Genomic DNA, 23,843 nt, shown 5'->3' with positions numbered 1-23,843 from the left:
TGATGAGAAACTGCCTCACTACTTTGCCATTACGTTTTTAGTTTGGGAAGGGAGGCGACCATTCCATTAGCCTGTCGAATAACCTGACTGGCAAAAATGCCACCAAAGCGGTCGTTAAAGTAATCTTATAGGTATGACTTCTTAGTGCTAAACTCGGTCGTTCAGACTACTCAAACCAAGTTGCAATCATGGGCTGCTGTGCCACCATTGCGGTCATAGAGATTTTAAATCAAAGCGAATATTTTCAGACTTTTACCACTAAATATGGCTAATTTTAATTGTTAAGGCACCAGAAACAAAAGAACACCAATCATTACAATTGATGTTCTTAGAGCCAAATATTAGAAACATAATTAAGCTTGTTTCTTAAATCTACGTGCAGTTAAACCCATCATGCCTAGTGCAAAAATAGCAAGAGTAGTTGGTTCTGGAACTTCTGTAGTGTATTTAAAGTTAGCAGCACCAAAATGATAAGGTTGTGTGCTTAAAGCGTTTCCGGCTGTAGTAGGAAGGGTTCCGAAAGCACCACTCCATCTAGCACTTCCTGTTGCTGGAGCTGTTAATCCTATTGTGTTATAACCGACATCTAATGGGTTTCCAGTAAAATATGTATTAAAATTGAGATCAGTAGTATCGAATCCATAGGCCGCTACGCTATACACCGTATTGGCGTCCAACTTAATTGATTGATCCAAGTCCAACCAAGCGTAGTTACTTTCGATACCTGAGCCTATAGATCTTGTCCCTGTAGCAGCAATAGTTGTACTGTATAGCAGCTTTCCAGACGATACATCGAACAACTCCCAATACAATTCACCAAATGTTCCATTACCTAAATGATCAAATGCTCCAACACTATTTATCCATATATCTTGATTTACGGTAAAATCATCTCCTAGCTGTCCTGTATAAGATTGGTTACCAGAAACAGGCGTTACATCTTGTTGATTAAGACTAGTAACTAACATAAGGCCTGCATTAGCAAAACAACTTGTAGCCAATATTAGACTAGCTAAAATTGTTTTTAAAATTTTTATTTTCATTTGATATTCCTTTTTAATCCCTTTTCATAACAGTTGGTAGGTAATCATTAAAATAGTAATTATTAATCATAATACTTTAACATAACAAAAATCATGCCAAAAAATAAAAACCCTTTAATTTCAACCTGTTGTACTTTTTTTCAGGATTAACAAAATCATTCTGTAAAAAAAACTGACAATAAATGACTTGTCACCAGTTGGTTTTATTGAGTTATTTAAGGTTTTATGAATTTACATAAGCTTTGAGCAAAAGTGGATTAAGATAGCATAATTTATAAGGTTTAGCATATAAATGCCTTAAGTTTTCGGCAGTTGTGATAGCCCACAAAACAAGCCTTTATGTTGATAAATGAGTAGAACATATCTTACTTGATTTAGTTATCAACAGCTAAAATGGAGAGGCGGCTTTGAGCTTAAACCCACACCACAAATGAGCAAGATATTTCAGTTAGTATTGCCGTAAATATGAGCAAGGATGAACAAAAGCTAAGGTCGGCTATGGCTAAATAGCAGACCGAAAAATTGAGTCAGCCACAATGTCTACTTTAATTATCTTTTGGCTGGCCGACAATAGCCGTAGACACTCATATTTTTAGAGTCTCAAACAGAACTAAACTAGCCATGGGCAAAAACGTTGATCTGGTAGAACAAAAGCTGTTAAAAGTGGTACCTGCGGAATTTAAAGTCGATGTACACCATTGGTTAATTTTGCATGGTAGATATACTTGTATTGCCAGAAAGCCAAGATGTGGCTCGTGTATTATTGAAGATTTATGTGAATTTAAAGATAAGACTGAAGATTAGGGGTGATTATGGAAGGTACAAAACGAGCAAATATTAAAATCGGTGCCCAAGTGTCTATCGTACTTAAACAAGATCAAAGAACGGGTGATTTAACGGTCGGTGTGGTCGAAAAAATCCTCACCAATTCACCCAATCATCCCCATGGTATCAAAGTAAGATTAGACAGCGGTGAAGTTGGAAGAGTTAAACACATTCATCAGTAAAAAATGATGGTCTAACAACTCCAACAAAACTCAGTGGTGCTATAGGTGCCATTATTGTTCGCATCCCATGCCCTTCTCCCATCACTATAAAAGGCAACGTTACCGTCTCCTGCTTGAGGTATGCCGGTTACAGGCTTAGCCTCAATAAGATAAGCACTGCCACTAGCCTCACTAATAAACAAATCATATTTACGCTTAGCGTAAAGCTCTGCAGATGGCGAATGTTGATGAAAAATGGCAGGTTTTCCTGTATCGGCCGCCGAATCAGCCGCCGCTTTATAACTAAAACTTGCGGCTTTATGTCGCTCCATAGCCGCCGCTAGGCTCATCAAATCAGCTTGGGCAGCACCTCGATTGGTGCTAACAATAAACCCTTGATAAGTCGGATAAGCGATACTGGTAAGAATGCCAATGATTGCAACAGCTACCATTAATTCAATTAATGAAAACCCTTTCTGTCTTATACGTTGTTCATTGTTAGTTATTTTCATGGTCTCTCTGTCTCTGTTTTCCAACTGCTTTTTTGCACCCGTTCAAAATAGCTGTGAATATTTTCAGCTAAACACTCAAAAGCTGAACCACAGGCAACCTTGTTGCCGTCTTCATCAACATCGATGACAGTCGACGCACACTCAGTACCCAAACAAATAATAGGCTTTATAATATCTTCAATCAAAATTTTAGTATCTGGCGCGATACCCGTTTGTTTTAATTGTGCATAACGATCCTCATGCAATTGTGTACCATCATCATTTAGGTCTGTTACAGAGTTACCGTTAATTAATTCCACTAGATACGCGCGACTGTTTCCAGTTGGTGGTGCACACTCACTATCACTAGCCGTTGCAGGCAAATAGGTAGTAAATATTACTTGGTAATCCAAGATCAGTGGAGAGGCAAGTACCTTTTCCCCCCCGGTATTGAGACTAATGTACCAGCCTTGTGAATCTGCAAATTGCTCTATTGCCAATTCTTGTGCTGCTGAATTTGGAGAAGTCAGTAAATGGTCAGTCGCATCATACAAATCAGTTAACACTAAGGGACTGCTAGGAATACCAAAATTTCCGTCTGCATCAATTGCAAATACACCTTCATCCTTAATCATATAGAACTGGTCATTAATAGCTGTATTTAATGGATGTGCTCGGAACCCAGAACCCAGTACTACAGCATAGTAGTGATCGCTACCCAAGCTAATCTCAGATATATCCGGACCATAATAGAACCGGCGGTTATCTGCTTCAATATCGCCGCCAAAATTAGCAAGAAGGCCACCAGATACTAAATCCACTACCGACTCGCCATTGTGAATATCCAATCTAAACAATTGACCGCCCATATCAGCCACATACATATGGTCTGCAAACCCATCATTTTCACGATCAATGACTGAAATTCTAGCCGGAATACTGTATCCCATATCAGGTAGGATTAAGTCAGCGTCAGCGCTACTAGCCGACCAAATTAATTCGCCAGTGTCAGCATCGACAATAAACACTGAGTTACCAATAGTATCAGTACTTCTTAACAATTTACTGTCTTGATCTTCGTCATAACCACCACCAAATATCAGCACATTTTTACTGGCAGCGCCTACTCTAATTTTTGTCACTGTAGGCTTAGACCAAGTTTGTCCCAAATTGGCAAAATCTCCAGAACCGCCATCAATTTTAAACATCAATCTAGGATTGGTTTTATTGGTAATATCAAACGCATAATAGTTATTACCTCCGCGGCGCATACCAACATACAAATAAATATTACTACCCACTGTCCTAAGCACCATGTCTCCATCTAATCCGTAAATATGGGAAAAAGTAGAAGAGTCGAGGTATAAATCATATAAATTATCCATTAGATCTTTTGGCATAATCGCAAAATTTTCTTCACCCGTTGATGGATCGAACGAATGTAAAAAGCCATGATTGGTTGCCACAAACACCGCACTGTCTGTTAGAGAATAATTAACAATTACCGGTTGAGAGTGAATGGGATCGCCCATAGTTTGTCTGGCATCCGATGTACTGCCATCAGCATCATCATCTTTCACATCAACACCACGCGCCCATTTTATGACTGCTTCACGGGCAGCTGTTGGGTCGGCCAAAGCGCCAACAGCTAAGTCTGCAATGGTTAAACTGACATTGTCTTCATGCAACAAGTTGTCTGTTTTGATTATGGTACCCACACCATCGAAAGCATAAGCTTCACGAGGCAAGCCCATTTTCCCCGCGGTTCCCCCCTCTCGCACGTCATTTCCATCTGCCAATAAAGACCAAAAACTGTGCGCACTGTCGTTAAAGAAGCCGGTGACACTATCCACAGCATTCAAGCCATTTTTATCCAGAATATCTGAACCATCCAACCTATATCTTTTGACATTACCCGGCCAAATAGTGCCTTCTGCAGGTTTAAACAAAGCAAAATACAATTCGTCGTTATGCGTGAGTCGATTGAGTTGATTAACAGCCACACCTGGCGAGACAAAAGTAGCATTAACATCTTTTACAGTTTTTAATATGGACTGAAACACACCAACTAAATCGTCTGTATTATCTGCGGTATAAAAATCACCGTTACCGTTAATTGCCAAGTCGTTAAGAAAGGCATTAGCAGATGATCCTGCGGAAAAACCAATTGTGTGCGTAAAAACCCGGGTATCGATCTTAGAGTCGTCACCATCACCAATGTTTTTGGCTAGGTCTACACCACACTTTTCTCCACCAGAGCCGGTACATGACTTCCCTAGTAACGTCTCAATCTCTGTCACACTGTGATTATTATTAGCTGAACCATCAGATAATAGAACGATGTGATTGTTAGTTTGACAGACTTTATCTGTCACTGGGCTGATATAGGTAGCACCATCAGGGATGCTTTCATTCATACAGTACGAGCTGCCCAAGTTATCTACAGTACAACCTGAAGGTAACACTGAGTCACTTCCAACATAAGACAATCTATGGCTCACTCTGGTGTTACGTCGTACGGTACTTGAAACAGAAGATTGACCTCGCGTTTTACCATAATCGACGGCTAGTCCACCATAATAACTGGCGGCCTCGTACATGGTATCCACTATGGGTGTATACCCGCTTGCACTTAATGCATCAACTTGACTGACTAGATGTTCACGTACTGTTGAGGTGCTGCCTGGTGTAGCACTACCTTCATACTCGACCACCAAACTTACAGTCCCTGATGGTTTCCCGTTGTAAGTGTAGGCGCCTCGAATACCCACAAAATCAGAAAACACAAACATCATTTCGTTACCCAACTCCCAACCAGGACGTCCCACAATTTGCTCAACTATCGTTTTCACAGACGGACTTTGATAAGTGTAGTTTTTATACCATCTAGGAATGCCTACCCATGGCACTGAAACTGTTTTTGGCTTGTCCCTTAGCAAATACCGTGGATAAGACCTAAAACTATTAGGATCATCTTGGTCGACTCCAGCAATATTAAAGCTGGCGCTTGAGCTAGTACTATTTTGATAGGCAGTAAACTCTAAATAGGCATTGAGTATACTTGCACCTTGCGGAAGGGCTATGTTTCTAAATCTGACACCAATATACTTGTTTGAGCTGTCTCGAAAGGTTAACTCACTGCCTGTTGATTGATATCCATCACCACGCTCTTCAGCATTATTTTTTTGCGAGTCCACCTGATAGCTTAACTTACCCTTTACGCAACCTGTGGCTGTTGTGTCGTCATACACCACTACAAGTTGAGGGCCTAATCCTTCACCGTCTTCAAATGCTGGGGATACGCGCGCACTACTGGTACTGATACCTAAACCATCAACAATTATGTTTAAAGAGTTTCCACCACACCATCCAGATTGGTCGACAATTTCTTGTACAACGCTACTCAGATCTGGGGACACTAAGGTTTCACCCGATACCGGCCAGTCATTATCTGTATCCCACAGCACTGAGCTAGCCGTTTTCGTTCTGCCTGATATATTGTTACTCGTATTGCTAAAAGTAATGGAGTCTGCAATTAACTCTCCACTAAAGGTTAAGTTTGTCGCTCCACTATTAAATCCGTTTGAACTGAAACGAATATACGCATTAGTAATAACCGCGCCACGAGGAATGTTTAAATCTTGATAACGAAGACCTAAAGTCACCGCATTTGTATTTTCAGATAGTTTCAATGTAGTACTAGAAGTATTTACACTTGATGCAATTTCATAAGCATCATCTGTAGCCGCGGAGATTGAAGTGATTATTTCAGGAGAAACAGCATCATCAATCGGCCTAACAGGATATAAAATGGGCCCACCAAAATCTGAAAAACGCATCAACCCAGCATTAATGTTAGTAACTGAATTAAGCGTTTCCTTAAGCGCATTTTGCACCCTTAACATTCTCGATTCAGTACCACCATCTTTACCTGTCATACTGCCTGACGTATCCATAATAAACAGCACATTTGGGTTATAGGTGACTTCACTGCCGGCTACTCCAAGATATATTTCTAAGTCATCTGCACTAGATACACTACTGAAAAGCGTCAAACTGACCGCCAGCCATATTCCTGTAAATTTGTTGATATATTTCATGAAAACACCACTTATTGAGTTGCAGGCGCAAAAACTGAGGCATTGACGGAGTTAGCCACTGCGTAATTACTATCGTCTAATTGCCCACATCCCTTTACTATAAAGACATGACAACTAATATTACTACCACCGATAACGTTGCTTGAGCCGACACAAGGTTGTTCTCGTACAAACGCCGCTCGAGACCAGCTTTTCACTATAGGTTTATCGGTATAATTGCCGGCAGTTGTATGTTGGGTTCCAGTGCTTAAGCCAGCTTTAGTCAGCACTCTATTGGTCCATGTGACATTCTCAAAGCAACTCAAGTTTTGAACAGCTAAGTCTAATTGCGTACCACCTCGGGCGGCAGACAAAGGGTCATCCAAAGCTACGTTGCTTAGTAGTGCTTCATCTTCGGATTCAAACATCACAGCAGCGATTGCAGATTCTGCTGCGTCAAATGAAAGAGAACGCTTCTCCATAGATGTCGCCATTTTGCTTTGCATTAAACTACTGGATACTGATGACACACCTAAAATGGTAAGACTCATTAGTATCAGCAAGGCAAATACCATGACCATTCCTGAATTTCTTTGTTTTGATAGATAGTTCATATATTTCTACTTCGAGCGAAATTTTTGCTATTACGCAAAGTGATAGTGGTTTCAAACTGCTTATACAACCTTTTTTCAGAGGGTGTGATTGGCTCCTCATTAAGCAGTTTAAACTTAGGAACGGGACTGATTACAATGTCAGAGTCAGCTTTCAGTAATAATGCAATTCTAATCGCTACGACAAGTGCGCCAGCGGCTTTCTCTGCACCTAATGTATCAGCATCAATAAATTTTACTGGTCTAGCCGAATTGTCTTTTGAGGCAATATTATCTGTGATGCCGTATTGAACTTGAAAACTAACAACATCGTCCAATAAAGTGTAAGCACTATCGTTATCAACCACGGCCTTTAAACCGCGCAGGACTCTGCCATCAAACCCTCGGCATTTAAGAGAAGTGCCATCCAAAAAATATTCATTCACCACCATAAACTCTTCGCCGACATAACCATGAGTCGCGCCCCTGCAATCTTTACTTGCCTGTAGCGCAACCATCAAAGTATCGCTGGTTGTACCCGCCCCTTCTATTGCGCCTTTAGTTAACCCATTACTATAATCACCCACCACTGGAATAGGGTTATTCTGCACAAAAGCGGCCTCAACCACGATATCAACGTCTGTATTCAGATCTGGTTGCAACATATCGTAGCGTCCCGTCATGATTAAATCGTTGCGCAGCCTAGCTATGATAAAACGGCCGTTTTCTTGAGCGGATGCAATTGACCGATTTAGTCGTTCGGTTGAATTATTACTGATCATCACTTGAACAACTGCGGCAGAAATAATCAGTCCAAGAGCAAGGGAAATCATCAACTCGATAAGACTAAAGCCACCTTGTTTCCTGTAAGCGTTCATAAAGTCACGTCCACAGACACACAATCGTGAGGTTTTGTTTCGCCAACATTGCAACCTGCATTCAATGTGCGTTCAATGTTTTGCCAGTTTTCTACTGGCCAACTTAAAATAACGATATGTTTAGAGCCTACGCTACATGCGTCTGTATCAGCCGCATTATTATCTAATTCACAGGTTAAACTAATTTCTATTTCAGGATTGGCAGCTACTGCTGAGCATGAAACTTCATAGGCATCAAATGCAGCTAGTTGAGCAGCAGTACAGACATTATCATTACAGTTAGGAATTACCGTTGGTCGTTCTAAACAATAACAAGCATGTGGTAGTCCGGAGGCGCATGTCATGCCGGAAAAGTTATACAAATCTTCATCAAAATAATCATTATGCACAACCAAACCTTTACCGAGTGGCGAAAATACAGCGCTTGCTCTTAAACGCTCTGTTAATTGTTGAGCGACCAACACGGATTGAGAACGGCTTAAGGCTTCAGAATTTGTGAATGAACCAACAATTTGTAAATATGCCACACCAAGTAACCCTACAGAAACAATAAACAAAGTGACTAGCACTTCAATCATGCCAACACCTTGTTGATAATTTGTATAAAATTTTTCGGATTTGCTATTCACGCTTTTTCTCACTCAATTTGGAAAACATAGATATTCGACCAACAACCAAGATAAATCTATGACTAGTATGTTAGCTAAAAATACAAAGTATTAGGTTATTAGTAAGGGGGTAAAGGTATATATTTTGATTTAATAAACAATGAATAATTCAATAAAAGCTTTAAAAACAATAAACTATAACTTAATTTAATTGCTTACAGTTTAGTATATGTTGGATAAATAAATGTATTTTTGAAACCTAAGGCATCGCTTTAGAACTGGGTGAGCGATATTTAGCATGGAAACTTTGGCTTTGCGCAATTGGGGCAATATTGCCAAACATTTTGAGTTGTTTACTTTCACCATTAATATCAATCCAAGTGACTACAATAATAACGTTTTTAAGATCGACATTTCGTGGTAAATCAACTGGGAAAAAGGGATCTCCGGCTTTCACCCAGCTATCAGCAACGCCATCAAAACCAGTATCTACATAATATAAATTTTCAACTTGCCATTGAGTATCATAGGTTTGTAAATTGGATTCAGAAGACAATTTTATGTCTCGTTCTCCAGCTACAATACTGCCTCCTAAATTGGTTGCTATATTTTGGTAAGACTGCATCCCATCTACATGGCTTAGCTGCTGAAAAAAAGCTAAATCGGTTAGTTTTTCTTGTGCCAATTGCAGTGCTAAACCGCGTAAATTAATTTTTGCATCTGCGACCACATATTCACTTTGCAAGGTCACATAGCCAGTCACGCCCAACATAATGATAAGAGAAGCGACTGACACCTCAATTAGCGTAAATCCATTTATTTTATTCATCTATGTGTCCTCAGCTAAAAGTCATGCCAACTACCAGGTACTCTAGCCACTCTCTGCAATCTCTTACTGTCTTGTAATTTTTGTATGACATCAGCCAGAAACACAACTCTTGTTAATCCACTTTTTGTTCCTAATTGATGGTTTGAAATGACCGCACCATACACCAGACTATCAGTATGCATGTCTATATCTAACACTTTGATTGAATCGACTGGTTTATATGAAAACAGAAGACCATACATAACAACATCATCATGAAATTCCACGTTGCCATCAAAAATAACTAATATAATAGGCTCAGAGTCACTACCTATTTGCGTGCTGGCACTCACTTCGCAGTCACCATCAATCCATATAACCCCCCATGAACCATTATCTAACGCATCACAATCGGTTAATACAAAGTCAGATTGTTGCTCTAATTGAGTCCACTCAGAGGACGGTGTGTTAAATAGATAACTGACTAAATCGGTTGGAAATGAAGCTGAACCATCTGTTATATCAATCAATTTTTCACTGTGATCAGAATAAGTATTAATACTGCAGTTACCTTCGTTAAACTCACTTAAAATACAACTATGATGATTGGTTCCTGATAGAGAGACAATCGTATCTGACCACAATGATAGGGGTGACGCGAGACCTAATCCATTTGGGTTAGGAACCACTTCAAACTCACCAGCGCTACTAAATCCATGTTTGATGATTAAGGGTGCCGGTGGCTGATTGAGCAGTAATGGATAAACTAATGCCTGCTCAATCACGGTAGCTTTAGCTAGATTATCTGCCGATTTACCGATAGCTTTGATAGTGACAAGTGTGCGACTGCCAGGTAAATATTCACTGTTAGCAGAAAGAGTAAAAGTACTGTTGTCTTCTAAATTTCCAAGGACTTCCTCATCAGGCCAAACTTTATTTACACTAAGCATAGCTAAACCTCGATTTACCCCGGCTTTTGCTGATGTTTGGGCCCATTCCTGATTTTGTGTATTCACTAAAATCTGATGTTCAAATAATTGAATTTTGCCTGTATAAAGCGTGACGAGTGTCACCATAATTAACAACAGAACTACGGTTAACAATATTGCTGCGCCCTTTTTATTTTGCAGACCAAAAGAATTAATGGTCAGCCGCTTATTCATAATTTTCAATCAAAATACTAGTGTTGATGCTCCGTGAAATATCTGGATGTTTTTTTAAACGTGCTTGCAACGCAATATTGACCCGAGTTTGTTTAACTTGCTGCACTGTGTTTTTTTCAATTGTAAATTTAAGAGCCGTTACCTGAACAATTTTCGGATCAGTTAAATCATGCCAACCGGATTGATTGCAAGCAGCGCCATCCAAACGAATTTCAACTGCATAATCCCTCAAACGAAAGCCATAATTTTCGTTTGAAGTAGAACTGTCAAACACGCCATTTTTATTACGATCGTAAGCAAAATTGATACAGCTATTCGCCAACTCGCCTAAATAGGACGAAACACTCAAACTGTCATCAAAAGGGTTGGAGGAAGTAATAGGGGTTTTAACAATATCACTAGTAAGAGCATAGAACCCTGCTCGCTTAAGGTCGTGACTGACAACAGCGACTACAGCGTTTATTTCTTCATCTAACCTAGACTTAGCGAGTAGGCTAGAGTTTAACGCGATACCATGACCCACAAGAGACGCCATGGCAGTAATGGACGCGAGTCCAAGAGCCATAGAAATCATCAACTCTACCAAACTATTGCCATGCTGCTTTATAGACGAAACTAACATGTCTCGAATCCACCGATATTACTGTCGATTGAGCAAAGCCTAACTCGACCCATATTACTTAAAATTAATTTAAGTTGTTTCTCACCATCGGAGAAAACAATTGAGCCTGCATGACCGATTGCTAAACCTCTATTCGCATCAAATACAGCAACACTGTCTGCACCAAAAGTAACTTTGTCTATTTCAACAAAACGATAGTCAACAAAATCAACCTTATATTCTGCCCCATCCAAGGTACATTCAGATTCAACAGCGCAATCACATACACCGTTGTCACTCAAAGCAGCACACCAACTTTTACCGGAACGAATCGCTACAGTCACATCAATATTTTTAGTGATCGCTGCTACTCGAGCCTGCTGAAATGCAAAATAGCTGCTTTGCGCTGCTCCTCTTAATTGCATGTTTTTTTGAATTGAGTTGATTGCAGGTGAGCCTAACGTCACCACAAGCACCAAAATTGAGATTGTAATGAGTAACTCTAGAAGTGTCAGTCCAGAAAGATTATGCATCTTAGTATCCTTACTTAGCGCCAATTTAAAAAACGCCTATAATCAAATCCATAAGTTAAAATATAGTTCAATTTGTTTAAAACGCATAAAAAAGGGAATGGCTATGCTAGTTAAAGTGAGGGAAACAAATATTCGATATAACGCTGAACTTTACGCAGAGTTTGGTATGACGCTCATTGAGCTTATGGTGGTTGTTATCATAATAGGAGTACTGGCAACACTGGTATTTCCGTCGTTTGAACAACAAATTTTAAACTCTAGACGAGGAGATGGCATTACTCACTTACTGCGACTAAAACTACAACAAGAGGCGTACCGTATTGAGAACATTAGCTACGCAAAAACTGAACAGCTCAGCCTGCCACCTAACGAGTATTATATTTTTATTGTTACGGATGTATCCGCTACAACTTATACCCTTACCGCCAAAGCAAAAGGTAGCCAGACGTCCGACGACACATGTTTAGCAATACATATTGATCAGTCGATGAATAAAACACCCGCTCATTGCTTTTTCTAAATAGTAGAGTTTTGATATTACTTAAGCTGTTGAACACAACCGTTAATTTATCAGTATGATAGTTTGGCTACACTGCAAGCCTTACACAAGTTTCGATGAAACTGTATACAAGGTGCAGCGACCCTATTATGGAAGGTTACTTGACAGCGATCCTACTGCCCGAACAACCAATATCTAACGTTAATTAGATTTGCACGTTAAGAAAGATTCCTAACCCGTAATTCTTTCGGTACGGCGAATTCAATATTCTCTTCCCGGCCAGCTCGTTCAACAGCGTTAGTGGCGCCCCACTCTTTCAATCGACTAACCACACCTTGCACCAAAACCTCTGGTGCAGATGCACCGGCTGTGACACCAATATTTTTTGCGTTTTTAAGCCATACTTGTTGAATACAATCGGCATCCGCTATCAAATAAGCGGTGGCGCCAATTTTTTCAGCAAGTTCTCTAAGTCGATTAGAATTGGAGCTATTCTGGGCACCTACCACTAACAATAAATCGCAATCAGCAGACAGCTCTCTGACTGAGTCTTGGCGATTTTGCGTGGCATAACAAATATCATCTTTGCGCGGCCCTTCAATGGCAGGAAATTGTAGCCTTAAGGCATCAATCACATCAGCAGTATCATCGACAGATAAGGTGGTTTGGCTACAGTAATAAAGTTGAGAGGGATCTTTGACCGATAGCTTGGCTACGTCTTCAACTGACTCCACCAAATATATACCGCCATTGGCATTGTTGTATTGGCCCATAGTACCTTCTACTTCAGGATGCCCATTGTGACCAATTAAGATACATTCGGTACCTTTTTTGCTGGCACGCATCACTTCCATATGCACTTTGGTGACTAAAGGACAGGTTGCATCAAACACTTTTAAACCACGGGAATCAGCTTCCTTTCGAACAGCTTGCGAAACTCCGTGTGCGGAAAATATGACAATACTGTCGTCAGGCACTTCTGATAATTCATCAACAAATACCGCGCCGCGCTCTTTGAGTCCGTCGACTACAAATTTATTATGTACGACTTCATGGCGCACAAAAATAGGCGCAGGAAACATTTCTAAAGCACGCTCAACAATAGTAATCGCACGGTCTACACCAGCACAAAAACCTCGTGGATTAGCAAGATGGATCTGCATATTTGTTCCTCACAACCTATCTAGTTAACTGACAATATTTCTACGTCAAAGGTAATCACTTGTCCGGCTAATGGATGATTAAAATCCACGGTAACAGAATCACCCGTCACTTCCCGTACAATACCTGGCAGCTCTGTGCCATCAGGTTGAGTAAAGGCAATAATCATACCTTCTTCGGCGGGCGTTTCTGCGTTAAATTTACTACGTTCAAGATGATGTAAATTATCAGGATTGGGCATACCAAAAGCGTCGTTAGCTTCCAAGGTAAATGACTTTTTATCACCTGTTTTTAGACCTAATAAACAATCTTCAAAGTTAAGGGTTAAGCTACCATCGCCAATCACTAATTTTGCTGGTTTGTTATTCACTCTAGTACTGTCTGCGGCAGAACCATCGGCTAACTTTAAGTCAAAATGTAATACTACTTCGCTACCTTGTTTAATCAAGCTTTGCTCCACCTCAGGCATCTGTACCCTCTTTATTTTTAAACATATCAACTATTAATAAAACCGCGCCTATACATATGGCGCTATCGGCCACATTAAAAGCAGGCCAATACCAGTCTTGGTAATACAACACTAAAAAATCTATTACGTAACCATGCACTAATCGATCATAAGCATTGCCTATGGCGCCACCAATAATCAGACTAAACGCAATCGGTAACATTATTTGTTGTTTAGTGGTTTGTTTTAACCACCACAGCACTAAGGCACTGACTGTAAAAGCAATAATAGTAAAAAACCAGCGTTGCCAACCACCTGCGTCATGTAAAAAACTAAACGCTGCGCCATAGTTATAAACATGAGTCAGATTAAAAAACGGCAATATTTGGATGGCTTGATAAAGCTCAATATTCTCCAGCACTAAGGCTTTTGTGTATTGATCAGCCACTAACACCAATATAGAAATCCATAAAAAGCGCCATCCCGTTTGCGTGAAAGTTTTAAGCATAGGCGCGTTTTTCGCCCTCACCTTCTACATTATCCACACAACGGTCACACAGTTCAGGATGCGCAGGTGTATTCCCCACATCTTTACGATGATGCCAACAACGACTGCACTTTTCCTCTGTTGAAACAGACACGGCTACTGCTAGCCCTTGTACTTCCGTCACAACGGCGTCAGCCGGTACATCATTGCTTTCAATAACGTTTGCTGCAGAGGTGATCAAGACAAAACGTAATTCATCTTCAAGTTTGCTAAGTAAGGTAAATAAATCACTGTTTACATACAAAGTGACTTCTGCCTGCAATGATCCTTTGATTTTTCCTTCTTTGCGAGTCAATTCAATACAGCGGTTCACTTCATTTTTGACCGCTAATACTTGTTGCCAAAAGTCGTTGTTAAAATCATCGGAAAGCGTCACTTCACCTAAACCGTCATACCATTTACCAGTAAAAACAAATTCATCTTGTTGCCATGGCATTTCTTGCCATAACTCTTGAGCAGTAAAACTGGTTATGGGCGCCATCCAGCGCACTAATGCTTCGATAATATGATACAGCGCACTTTGACAAGAACGACGAGCAAGGCTGTCTCCTTTGGCGGTATATTGCCTATCTTTAACGATATCCAAATAAAAGCTGCCTAACTCAATCGAACAGAATTGCATCAACTTTTGGGATACCACTAACATGTCGTATTTTTCGTACGCTTCAATGATTTCTTGTTGAATGCTATGAGCACGCCCCATGACCCATTGGTCTAATTCCACCATATCGTCGATGGCAACTAAATCTTTGCTAGGATCAAAACCATTTAAGTTGGCTAATAAAAAACGCGCGGTATTACGAATACGTCGATATGCATCGGCAGAACGATTCAGGATTTCATCTGATACTGCAATTTCACTGCGATAGTCGGTAGAAGCGACCCAAAGGCGTAAAATATCCGCACCAAGTTTGCCAGTAACATGCTGAGGAGCAATAGTGTTACCTAAGGATTTAGACATTTTTTTACCTTCACCATCTACCGTAAAACCATGGGTCAGGACTTGTTTGTAAGGTGCATGCCCTTTAGTGGCAACAGATGTCATTAATGATGACATAAACCAACCACGGTGTTGATCAGAGCCTTCTAAATACAAATCTGCTGATGCCGGAATATCGTCACGTTGATCAACTACAAAATAATGGCTTACGCCTGAGTCAAACCACACATCCAATGTATCTGGCACTTTAACGAAAGTCTGGGCATCGTCTCCTAGTAGTGTTTCAGGATCAATATCCCACCAAGCTTGAATACCTTTTTGTTCCACCAGCTTGGCCACTTGTTCCAATAATTCATCGGTGCGCGGGTGCAAATCACCAGTGTCTTTATGCACAAATAAAGCGATAGGCACGCCCCATGTGCGCTGGCGTGAAATACACCAATCAGGTCTTCCTGCGACCATAGTTTCAATGCGGCTTTCGCCCCATTCAGGGATCCACTGAGTCTTATGGATTTCTTTTATCGATGCTTCACGTAATCCATTTTTATCCATGCTGATAAACCACTGAGGGGTCGCACGGAAAATAATAGGGGTTTTGTGTCGCCAGCAATGTGGGTAGCTATGGTTATACACATGGTGATGCAACAATGCGCCATGTTCTTTTAACACTTCAACTACATGATCATTGGCTTTAAATACGTGTTCACCTGCGAATAACTCAGTGCCCTCTAAATAAACGCCGTTTGCGCCAACAGGGTTTGCCACTTCTAAACCGTAGTTTTTGCCTACGTTAAAATCGTCAACGCCATGACCAGGTGCAGTATGCACACAGCCAGTACCGGATTCAGTGGTAACATGCTCACCTAAAATTAGTGGCACTTGGAAATCGTAAAACGCATGATGTAACGCTTGGTTTTCTAAGTCTTGGCCTTTACATACACCCAGAGTTTGATAATTTTCAAAACCAAAACGCTGCATACAATCGTCTAACAAGTCGGTAGCTATGACTAAGCACTCTTGACCTTGCTCGCTAGTAACCTGAACCAAACTGTATTCTAAAGTAGGATGAATACATACCGCACGGTTAGCAGGTAAAGTCCAAGGTGTAGTTGTCCAAATAGCCACAGAGATATCACTAGAAACCTCAGCTGAAAAACATGCGGCAACCGCATCGGTATTCACAACTTTAAAACGTACATCAATAGACGGAGAATTTTTGTCTTGATATTCCACTTCAGCTTCAGCTAATGCTGAACCACAATCCGTACACCAATGCACAGGTTTAAAACCTTTTTCAAGGTGACCAGAGCGAACAACAAGGCCCAATTCACGGATGATATTGGCTTCCGATTTAAAATCCATAGTTTTGTATGGATTGTCCCATTCACCCAAAACGCCTAAACGTATAAAGTCTGCTTTCTGACCCGCAATTTGTTTTTCGGCATACTCGCGGCATTTCTGTCTAAATTCCGCAGCCGTAACTTTTTTACCGGGTTTTCCGACTTTTTTCTCAACCATCAATTCAATCGGCAGTCCGTGGCAATCCCAACCAGGCACATAAGGCGCATCAAAGTCAGATAAGGTTTTAGACTTTACAATGATATCTTTAAGAATTTTGTTAACCGCATGACCAATATGAATATCACCATTAGCATAAGGAGGACCATCATGCAGAATAAAAGGCGTATTGCCTTTTTTGGCTTCACGAATTTGCTGATAGAGTTTTTTCTCTGTCCACTGTGTAAGCATTTTGGGCTCACGTTGCGCTAAGTTTCCGCGCATCGGGAAATCAGTTTCAGGCAAATTCAAGGTATGTTTATAATCACTCATTGCTGGTTAAATCCAAATTGGTCAATGGTTACAGTAAAATATTAAGAGGCTGTTAGCAGCGTTTTTGCCACTAGTGCATCTTTTTGTATTTGTTGATGAAGTAACTCAAAAGAATCAAACTTCATTTCTTCTCTGATTTTGCTGACTATGGCCACTGATATAAATTGGCCATATAAATCACTGCTAAAATCAAACAGATGAACTTCTAATTGCGAACGCTGACCGTTCACCGTGGGCCTATGGCCAATATTCGCGACACCTGAATAACTGCTGCCCGCCACAATAACTGTGACTGCAAACACACCATTTACTGGCGCCTTACATCGCTTCAATAAAACATTAGCGGTAGGGAAACCAATCGTTCGCCCTCTTTTATCACCATGCAATACCTTGCCAGCAATGGTAAAGGGTCTGCCTAACATCTGTTGGGCAAGTGCAAAATCATTATCGCTAAGGGCATCGCGAACCGCGGTTGAGCTAATACGACAATTTTTCAAACGAAAACTCTGAGTGCTTACCACCTCAAAACAACATTTTTCACCCTCTTCAACTAGGGTTGAAAAATCACCCACCCTGCCTTTACCAAAACGAAAGTCATCGCCTACTACCAAAAATTTAATACCCAGTTTATCGACTAACAACCCTTCAACAAAATCAGTGGCACTAAAATCAGCAAACCGACGATCAAATGTCACGCACAATAAACGGTCAACACCTAAGGCTTTCAATTGAGTATATTTATCGCGAAGTAAACTTAATCGAGCAGGCGCTTGCTCGGGGGAAAACAATTCTTCAGGTTGTGGCTCGAACACCATTACCGTAGAAGGCAGCCCCAATTCCTTAGCTTTTTCAACGACTTGACTAAGTACAGCTTGGTGACCTAAATGCACCCCGTCAAACTTGCCAATTGTTAAAACACAACCTCGATGTTTATCACGAAGATTATGTAGGCCACGTATTAGTTCCACTGCACTCTCTTTAAACGCCAAAAAGGCTTGCTAAAAATCAATCAAAGGCGCGGATTATAACTAACTACAGAGCGATTGAAAGCAGTAACCTTAAGGAATCTGATTATTTAAAACTAAGGCGCGCCCTAAATGTATTCATGCATACTATTTTGCTACAGTTTTCGCTGCTGAAAAAGTACTCTTTCTCACGCCTAACACCAAGAGGCTAATAACAAACACCGCTGCCCCTATTAAAATTAATTTAGCCAGTTCAAAAATTTTAACGACTAGATGCAAATCAATCCATGTAGCTGCTTTCGGATTAAAGACATAAATTACCACTCCCATTAGCGCACTAGAAAATACAATTTTTATAATAAGAGAAACTGTCTGTATTGAAGAGATATACACACCTCGTTTATGCAACCCCCAATAGAGTAGCAATGCATTCATTAGGGCAGAGAGAGAGGTTGCCATAGCCAAACCTACATAATCAAATGGCCAAACTAAAATAAGATTAAACAACATGTTCGCAGCCATACACCAAATGCCAAACTTGACTGGGGTTTTAGTATCTTGTCTAGAATAAAATCCTGGCGCCAATACTTTAACCAACATAAAACTCAATAGACCAAATGAATAGGCCATTAAACTATGAGAAGCATAGGTTGCATCTTGAGGCGAAAATTCGCCGCGCTGGAATATAGTCAATAACATAGGCTCCGCCAACATAAACAGCCCAGTAGCGGCAGGGATGCCAAGTATACAGACCATTTTCACAGCCCAATCAATGTTAGCGCTAAACGCCTTATCATCTTTAGAGACATGATTATGTGACAAAGTGGGTAGAATAACGGTCGCAATAGCAATACCAAATAATCCCAGAGGAAATTCCAATAAACGGTCAGAATAATACAGCCAAGATATCGCCCCTGTACCCAAAAAACTGGCAATAACTGTATCAAACAACAAATTGAGTTGACCAACAGATACGCCAAAAAGCGCGGGGATAATCAAGGTGCGTACTTTGACAATATCAGGATCCGACCATCCCCATTTAGGTTTGACTAATAATCCAGCTTTAAATAAAAACGGCAGCAAAAAAAGCAACTGAAAGAGTCCACCCAAGAATACCCCCCAAGCTAAAGCAAAAGCGGGCTCTTCAAATCTTGGAGCCAAATATATTGCGCAACTAATGATAGCGACATTGAGCAGTACGGGAGTAAAAGCGGCTACAGCAAACTTATTCAGAGTATTCAAGATGGCACCGGCAAGACCGGTCAAAGAGACAAATAATAAATAAGGAAACGTTATTTTTAGCATTAAAGATGCTAGTTCAAACTTTTCTCCTGCTGGCTGATCATTAACATAGTCAACAAACCAGCCCATGCCAAAAAGTGCTGCCAGTATAGGCGAACCAATCACACCAATGATGGTGACTATGGTGACAATCACACCTAAAGTACCACTAATTTTAGCCACAAATTGTTTTAGGTGTTCTTCATCGTTTTCATGTTTGACATCAGCTAGAACAGGTATAAATGCTTGAGCAAACGCGCCTTCTGCAAAAAGACGTCGCAAAAAGTTAGGTATTTTGTTGGCGAACAAAAATACATCGGCATTGGCACCGGCCCCCATTAAGTTGGCAATAACCGCATCTCTTACCAAACCTAAAATTCGGGAGATAAATGTCATGGCGCTAACAATCATGCCTGACTTAAATAACTTTCCTGACACCCATTTCTTCCTAAACAACAAAAAGGTTATTATGCGTGAACAACTGACAAAGAGTCTATCGATTCAATCAGGCTTTGACCGACTAATTTATGCTTACGCAAGATATTGATTTAACGAAAGTAAAAAGAATCCATTATTTGGCCATAAAATCCACGAAACTGATTGACATAAAGCGACTTGATCCTCATAATCCGCACCCTTGAATTTTGACTAGAATTTTTTGGGAGTTCCAACTTGGCTAACATCAAGTCTGCTAAGAAACGTGCCATACAAGCGGAGAAGCGTCGTCAACATAACGCTAGCCGTCGCTCTATGACACGTACATCTTTGAAAAAAGTACTTTCTGCTATCGCCTCTGGTGATAAAGAAGCTGCTCAAGCTGCATACACTGCAACAACACCTCTACTTGACCGTATGGCAACGAAAGGTTTGATACATAAAAACAAGGCAGCTCGTCATAAGAGTCGTCTTGCAGCACAAATTAAAGCTTTAGCTTAAATTTGTACTGATTGAAAAAAAGCGCCCTAGGCGCTTTTTTTATGTCTAAAATTTAAACTTCACATCAAATCAGGCAACAATTTTTCTGCCCAAGCCACTACTTCTAGTTCAGGCTCTAGAGTCTCACAAGCATCAATTTCCAGAAGTACTGTTATTGGTTTGCCTTGTAATTCAGTTAACAGTTCGAAAATTTGTCTTCCAGCACCACAATAGGTTTCTCCGTAACTGCTATCACCAAGACCCGCAACGGCAAAAGGTTTCTGTTCCATTAATGGAAACTGATCGCGCAAATCTTGAATAAAAAATTCTAAATTTGGCGGGATATCACCCTGTCCTGTAGTAGAACTAATAAAGATCATAGAGGAAACCTGTTTAAAGTCGTCCAAAGTAGGATCAGTAAAAACTTGTGATTCTCGCCCTTGGGCACCCAACATCGTTTCAACGTCTTCTGCCACGTGTTGTGCGTTGCCATATACCGATCCAACAAAAATACCAATTTTGCTCATATTTAAAGTCCTAATTAGGTGAAGTGAGGCTCTGCACAGCTACAATTTATTTAACTTATTAAATTGATGGTGATTAACTTGCCATTTTTCTAGTAAATTACTGATATTTTTATCCAATTCACAACGTAAAACTAATGGAGCTTGCGATATTGGATGCGTTAAAAGCATAGATTTGCAAGTCAATGCGAGTTGATTGAAATTAAATTCTTGGCGTAAAAATATATTATGTTTTCCATCACCATGCGCTGTATCCCCAACGATAGGGTGATTGATGTGAGCTAGATGTCTTCTAAGCTGATGTTTACGCCCTGTTTTAGGCGTAAGTTGAACAAGTGAATACCGTGCCGATGGATACCGGCTTACAGCAAAGGGTAACTCAAATTTATCCAATCGATTAAAAAGCGTGACGGCTTCTTGCGCTAGCTTATTTTGTTTAGCCAATTTATCCGCGATTTTGTCGAGTTTTTCCTTAAGTGCATAATCTATTTCTCCTTCATCTACAATATGACCCCGAACAATGGCCAAATAGGTTTTCTGAATTGATTGAGCAAAAAACTGCTCACCTAACTTTCTGGCTATATCAGCAGACAAAGCAAACACTAATACCCCAGAAGTAGGTCTATCTAATCGATGCACAGGAAACACATGCTGGCCAATCTGATCCCGCACTAGCTGCATGGCAAACTGCGTCTCATGTTTATCTAACATGCTCCTATGCACTAATAGCCCAGAAGGCTTATTAATAGCGACCAAATATTCATCTTGATAAATAATAGGAAGTAACATGTTAATAATCCGCAAAAACTAAATCAATTTGTCTAATAAGTTCTATAACTCCTCGATGATGTTCACCAGTGTCTAAGCATTGTTCGGCCATAGGTAGCAACTGAAGATTATTGGGTAAGGCTTTTTGATTACAGACTAAATCAGACATTTTAGGTATAAAAATAAACTGTAACCATTGCTCGAACGGCATTGAATCAAAGGCAAAAGGCACCATACTGAGTAAGGCCTTTGGTGAAGGAGTATGACTCGACCACAACATCGCTTCACGCTTCTAGTTTTGTTATTAGAATTTCGACTTCCTTATGACTACGTGGCATGATCAATAACTGTTTTCCGAGAAAAAAACTAACACGTTTTTTTCTAACCGATTAATATTTAATAAGTTTCCAGAATAACATGAGTCAGATCAATACCATCAGCGAATTTTTACTCCAAGCTGGCACAGATTATAGAGTTTTCGACATGGCTCGTGGCATTAGGCCTCTAGAGTCACAGCTTTTTTTAGAAATTGAAAACGCGACTATTCCTGCCCCCTTTCCCAGACAACAACATGCTTGGTTTGGGGTATTGTTTTTCAACAAAAAAATAAGTAATGAACGCTATATTTGGTTTGTCAAATTACCTTTAGACGAACAAGGCTTAGTGATTGGTGCAGCAAGACAGCAGTTTTTGCAAATAGTCGTAGACGCTTTGGGCCAAACTCTAGAAAAGAAAAGTAATTCTAATAATCAACTGCCTGACAACCCATTTACCTTTGTCCCTAATCAGCAACAATTAGCTGACTTTAATAGTATCGGCCGGGTAGAATTAGAGATCCCACTGTCAGAGCACTTAAATTTGGTTGAGCAATATTTCGCCACTCCTGAGCATCAAGATTGGCGCACTATTCCTATGCAGGGCATCGCAGATTTTGCTGCGTCTATACAGCAAGGCAATCGTAAACAACTCTTATTAAAGCAATTTTTGGCCCTTGCACCAGATATGCAACATGCTTTATGTTCATCGTTAGAAAACCATTCCATAGATGAAGATATCAGCGCGTTACTAATCACCTGGTACCAGCAGGATGTAAAAGATGAAAAAAGGTTACATAGTGTGCTTCGAGGAGTCTGTCAAAGCCAAGCTAAGGCCGCGGTCAACTCACTGATATTTTCAGTTCTCAATTCTAAAAAAGGGCAAACAGGATTAACACTTATGTTAATTGCTGCTCGACATTGGCAATACCTAAAAGAGTCAGCCAACTTGACTCTTTATGTTGAACAATTGGCCGTTTGTAAAGACAACGTATTTATTGGTTTATATTCTGACTTAGTGCAAATACCAGAAATAAGAGAAAGCATGTTAGGGGTATTACGCTGGCCTGAAAAGAGCCCTCAACTCACCTTGGCCATAGGTCAACTATTTGGTCAAAAAACAACATGAATTTATTTGATTTAATTTTACTTATCGGTATTTGTTTAATAGCTGCCATGTTTTGGCGTTTTCGAGCCATATCAGAATCAGTCAAAACACAGATGGATGCCTACTGTGAGCGACAACAATTACAACTGATTAGTATTGCAAGAGTCAAAACCCGTATTGGCAGTTATAGAGGCAAACTAGACTTTCACTCTGATTTTGTGTTTGAGTTTTCTGGCAATGGAGAAGATAGCAATCAAGGTTATGTGAAGATGGTTGGTCTAAAAGTACAGAATATCGACACACCCGCTTATCGAGTTGAGTGATTAGAGTGAAGTTCGAGGGTTAATAATCACCGGTAGGTAGAAATGAAAAAGGCATGACTTGAAATTTATCAAGCCACGCCCTTAAAGAATTTTGAGGGTCCTTCTCTGCTGTCCTTTGCAAAATCTATCCTGAGAATGTCCGTATTACGCCCTTTCCCTCCAATCTCAATCATCCCGATGAGCCACTCTTCCTGAGTGTGTCCTTTATCCTTTTCATCCCACTTATCCAAATGGGGCACCTTCCCGGTGTGTCCTTGTTCCTTTAACTTGCCATTCCTTCGCAAGCCTCACGTCACTGTGTATCCAATTCCCTTTCTTTGTTATCCCAACAAAGTCTCGTCCTGAGCTCCTGTCCTTTATCTCGTATCCTATACGAGGCACCTTCCCTTGTGATCCAAGTCCATAAGCTTTACAGTCCTTGTAAAGCACTCATCCTGAGT

At 40.4% G+C, this 23,843-nt stretch carries 25 protein-coding genes and 1 pseudogene; 6 read left to right on the top strand and 20 right to left on the bottom strand.

Going from position 1 to position 23,843, the window contains the following annotated elements:
• Window positions 1-353: 353 nt before the first annotated feature.
• Window positions 354-1,043: a PEP-CTERM sorting domain-containing protein gene (locus tag QZ488_RS09410; protein ID WP_293747932.1), complete on the bottom strand. Its 690-nt coding sequence runs from the start codon at window positions 1,041-1,043 to the stop codon at window positions 354-356.
• 552 nt (window positions 1,044-1,595) lie between these two features.
• On the opposite strand from QZ488_RS09410, the pseudogene QZ488_RS09405 reads away from it, so the two are divergent.
• A pseudogene (locus tag QZ488_RS09405) lies at window positions 1,596-1,847 on the top strand (endonuclease III); the annotation flags it as partial.
• Between the two features lie 8 nt (window positions 1,848-1,855).
• A complete protein-coding gene (locus QZ488_RS09400; RefSeq protein WP_293747930.1) occupies window positions 1,856-2,050 on the top strand; it encodes a YwbE family protein in 195 nt (64 codons plus the stop codon).
• Window positions 2,051-2,061: 11 nt separating this feature from the next.
• Here QZ488_RS09400 and QZ488_RS09395 read toward each other — a convergent pair whose 3' ends face one another.
• From QZ488_RS09395 to QZ488_RS09355, 9 genes are all read right to left on the bottom strand, one after another.
• Window positions 2,062-2,541, bottom strand: coding sequence for a type IV pilin protein (locus tag QZ488_RS09395; protein ID WP_293747928.1), 480 nt, complete (start codon window positions 2,539-2,541; stop codon window positions 2,062-2,064).
• Window positions 2,538-6,620 (bottom strand): PilC/PilY family type IV pilus protein, encoded by a 4,083-nt coding sequence (locus QZ488_RS09390; RefSeq protein ID WP_293747926.1) that lies wholly within the window; start codon window positions 6,618-6,620, stop codon window positions 2,538-2,540. The genes QZ488_RS09395 and QZ488_RS09390 overlap by 4 nt, the downstream gene beginning before the upstream one ends.
• Before the next feature lie 11 nt (window positions 6,621-6,631).
• Entirely contained in the window at window positions 6,632-7,213 is a 582-nt protein-coding gene (locus tag QZ488_RS09385; RefSeq protein ID WP_293747924.1) for a PilX N-terminal domain-containing pilus assembly protein, read from the bottom strand.
• On the bottom strand, window positions 7,210-8,067 hold the full coding sequence (locus QZ488_RS09380; protein WP_293747922.1) for a PilW family protein: 858 nt from the start codon (window positions 8,065-8,067) through the stop codon (window positions 7,210-7,212). Before QZ488_RS09380 ends, QZ488_RS09385 begins: the two co-directional genes overlap by 4 nt.
• Window positions 8,064-8,696, bottom strand: coding sequence for a prepilin-type N-terminal cleavage/methylation domain-containing protein (locus QZ488_RS09375; RefSeq protein WP_293747920.1), 633 nt, complete (start codon window positions 8,694-8,696; stop codon window positions 8,064-8,066). The genes QZ488_RS09380 and QZ488_RS09375 overlap by 4 nt, the downstream gene beginning before the upstream one ends.
• Before the next feature lie 238 nt (window positions 8,697-8,934).
• Window positions 8,935-9,504, bottom strand: a complete 570-nt coding sequence (locus QZ488_RS09370) for a prepilin-type N-terminal cleavage/methylation domain-containing protein (protein ID WP_293747918.1) — start codon at window positions 9,502-9,504, stop codon at window positions 8,935-8,937.
• A 14-nt stretch (window positions 9,505-9,518) separates the two neighbouring features.
• Window positions 9,519-10,646: a hypothetical protein gene (locus tag QZ488_RS09365; RefSeq protein WP_293747916.1), complete on the bottom strand. Its 1,128-nt coding sequence runs from the start codon at window positions 10,644-10,646 to the stop codon at window positions 9,519-9,521.
• Complete coding sequence (locus QZ488_RS09360) at window positions 10,639-11,268, bottom strand: prepilin peptidase dependent protein B (protein WP_293747914.1); 630 nt, start codon at window positions 11,266-11,268, stop codon at window positions 10,639-10,641. Before QZ488_RS09360 ends, QZ488_RS09365 begins: the two co-directional genes overlap by 8 nt.
• The gene (locus QZ488_RS09355; protein ID WP_293747912.1) at window positions 11,262-11,780 is read right to left on the bottom strand and encodes a GspH/FimT family pseudopilin; all 519 of its coding nucleotides are present in this window, start codon (window positions 11,778-11,780) and stop codon (window positions 11,262-11,264) included. The genes QZ488_RS09360 and QZ488_RS09355 overlap by 7 nt, the downstream gene beginning before the upstream one ends.
• 103 nt (window positions 11,781-11,883) lie before the next feature.
• On the opposite strand from QZ488_RS09355, the gene QZ488_RS09350 reads away from it, so the two are divergent.
• Window positions 11,884-12,300, top strand: a complete 417-nt coding sequence (locus QZ488_RS09350) for a type IV pilin protein (protein ID WP_293747910.1) — start codon at window positions 11,884-11,886, stop codon at window positions 12,298-12,300.
• 197 nt (window positions 12,301-12,497) lie between these two features.
• Here QZ488_RS09350 and ispH read toward each other — a convergent pair whose 3' ends face one another.
• The 6 genes from ispH to murJ form a co-directional block, all read right to left on the bottom strand.
• Window positions 12,498-13,442: a 4-hydroxy-3-methylbut-2-enyl diphosphate reductase gene (gene ispH, locus QZ488_RS09345; RefSeq protein ID WP_293747908.1), complete on the bottom strand. Its 945-nt coding sequence runs from the start codon at window positions 13,440-13,442 to the stop codon at window positions 12,498-12,500.
• A 20-nt stretch (window positions 13,443-13,462) separates the two neighbouring features.
• On the bottom strand, window positions 13,463-13,909 hold the full coding sequence (gene fkpB / locus QZ488_RS09340; protein ID WP_293747906.1) for an FKBP-type peptidyl-prolyl cis-trans isomerase: 447 nt from the start codon (window positions 13,907-13,909) through the stop codon (window positions 13,463-13,465).
• Window positions 13,902-14,396 (bottom strand): signal peptidase II, encoded by a 495-nt coding sequence (lspA, locus tag QZ488_RS09335; RefSeq protein WP_293747904.1) that lies wholly within the window; start codon window positions 14,394-14,396, stop codon window positions 13,902-13,904. Before lspA ends, fkpB begins: the two co-directional genes overlap by 8 nt.
• Window positions 14,389-17,205, bottom strand: coding sequence for an isoleucine--tRNA ligase (ileS, locus tag QZ488_RS09330; protein ID WP_293747902.1), 2,817 nt, complete (start codon window positions 17,203-17,205; stop codon window positions 14,389-14,391). Before ileS ends, lspA begins: the two co-directional genes overlap by 8 nt.
• A 41-nt stretch (window positions 17,206-17,246) precedes the next feature.
• Window positions 17,247-18,173 carry a bifunctional riboflavin kinase/FAD synthetase gene (ribF, locus tag QZ488_RS09325; protein ID WP_293747900.1) on the bottom strand — a complete coding sequence of 309 codons (927 nt, stop codon included), beginning with the start codon at window positions 18,171-18,173 and terminating at the stop codon, window positions 17,247-17,249.
• 144 nt (window positions 18,174-18,317) lie between these two features.
• Window positions 18,318-19,889 carry a murein biosynthesis integral membrane protein MurJ gene (gene murJ / locus QZ488_RS09320; RefSeq protein WP_293747898.1) on the bottom strand — a complete coding sequence of 524 codons (1,572 nt, stop codon included), beginning with the start codon at window positions 19,887-19,889 and terminating at the stop codon, window positions 18,318-18,320.
• Between the two features lie 234 nt (window positions 19,890-20,123).
• On the opposite strand from murJ, the gene rpsT reads away from it, so the two are divergent.
• On the top strand, window positions 20,124-20,387 hold the full coding sequence (gene rpsT, locus QZ488_RS09315; protein ID WP_293747896.1) for a 30S ribosomal protein S20: 264 nt from the start codon (window positions 20,124-20,126) through the stop codon (window positions 20,385-20,387).
• Window positions 20,388-20,446: 59 nt separating this feature from the next.
• Here rpsT and QZ488_RS09310 read toward each other — a convergent pair whose 3' ends face one another.
• From QZ488_RS09310 to QZ488_RS09300, 3 genes are read right to left on the bottom strand one after another with little or no spacing between them, the layout of a single operon-like run.
• Window positions 20,447-20,893, bottom strand: coding sequence for a flavodoxin domain-containing protein (locus QZ488_RS09310; RefSeq protein WP_293747894.1), 447 nt, complete (start codon window positions 20,891-20,893; stop codon window positions 20,447-20,449).
• Between the two features lie 39 nt (window positions 20,894-20,932).
• On the bottom strand, window positions 20,933-21,679 hold the full coding sequence (truC, locus tag QZ488_RS09305; protein ID WP_293747892.1) for a tRNA pseudouridine(65) synthase TruC: 747 nt from the start codon (window positions 21,677-21,679) through the stop codon (window positions 20,933-20,935).
• A 1-nt stretch (window position 21,680) separates the two neighbouring features.
• Entirely contained in the window at window positions 21,681-21,938 is a 258-nt protein-coding gene (locus QZ488_RS09300; RefSeq protein ID WP_293747890.1) for a YqcC family protein, read from the bottom strand.
• A gap of 137 nt (window positions 21,939-22,075) precedes the next feature.
• On the opposite strand from QZ488_RS09300, the gene QZ488_RS09295 reads away from it, so the two are divergent.
• Both QZ488_RS09295 and QZ488_RS09290 read left to right on the top strand, forming a co-directional pair.
• A complete protein-coding gene (locus QZ488_RS09295) occupies window positions 22,076-23,101 on the top strand; it encodes a DUF3549 family protein (protein ID WP_293747888.1) in 1,026 nt (341 codons plus the stop codon).
• Entirely contained in the window at window positions 23,098-23,403 is a 306-nt protein-coding gene (locus QZ488_RS09290) for a DUF3301 domain-containing protein (protein ID WP_293747886.1), read from the top strand. The genes QZ488_RS09295 and QZ488_RS09290 overlap by 4 nt, the downstream gene beginning before the upstream one ends.
• 68 nt (window positions 23,404-23,471) lie before the next feature.
• Here QZ488_RS09290 and QZ488_RS09285 read toward each other — a convergent pair whose 3' ends face one another.
• Window positions 23,472-23,633, bottom strand: coding sequence for a hypothetical protein (locus QZ488_RS09285; protein WP_293747884.1), 162 nt, complete (start codon window positions 23,631-23,633; stop codon window positions 23,472-23,474).
• Window positions 23,634-23,843 lie beyond the last annotated feature (210 nt).

It is taken from the genome of uncultured Paraglaciecola sp., assembly GCF_913020055.1.
Classification (GTDB): Bacteria; Pseudomonadota; Gammaproteobacteria; order Enterobacterales; family Alteromonadaceae; genus Paraglaciecola.
Note: the sequence above shows the minus strand (reverse complement) of the source record. Positions and strands in the feature narration are given on the sequence as shown.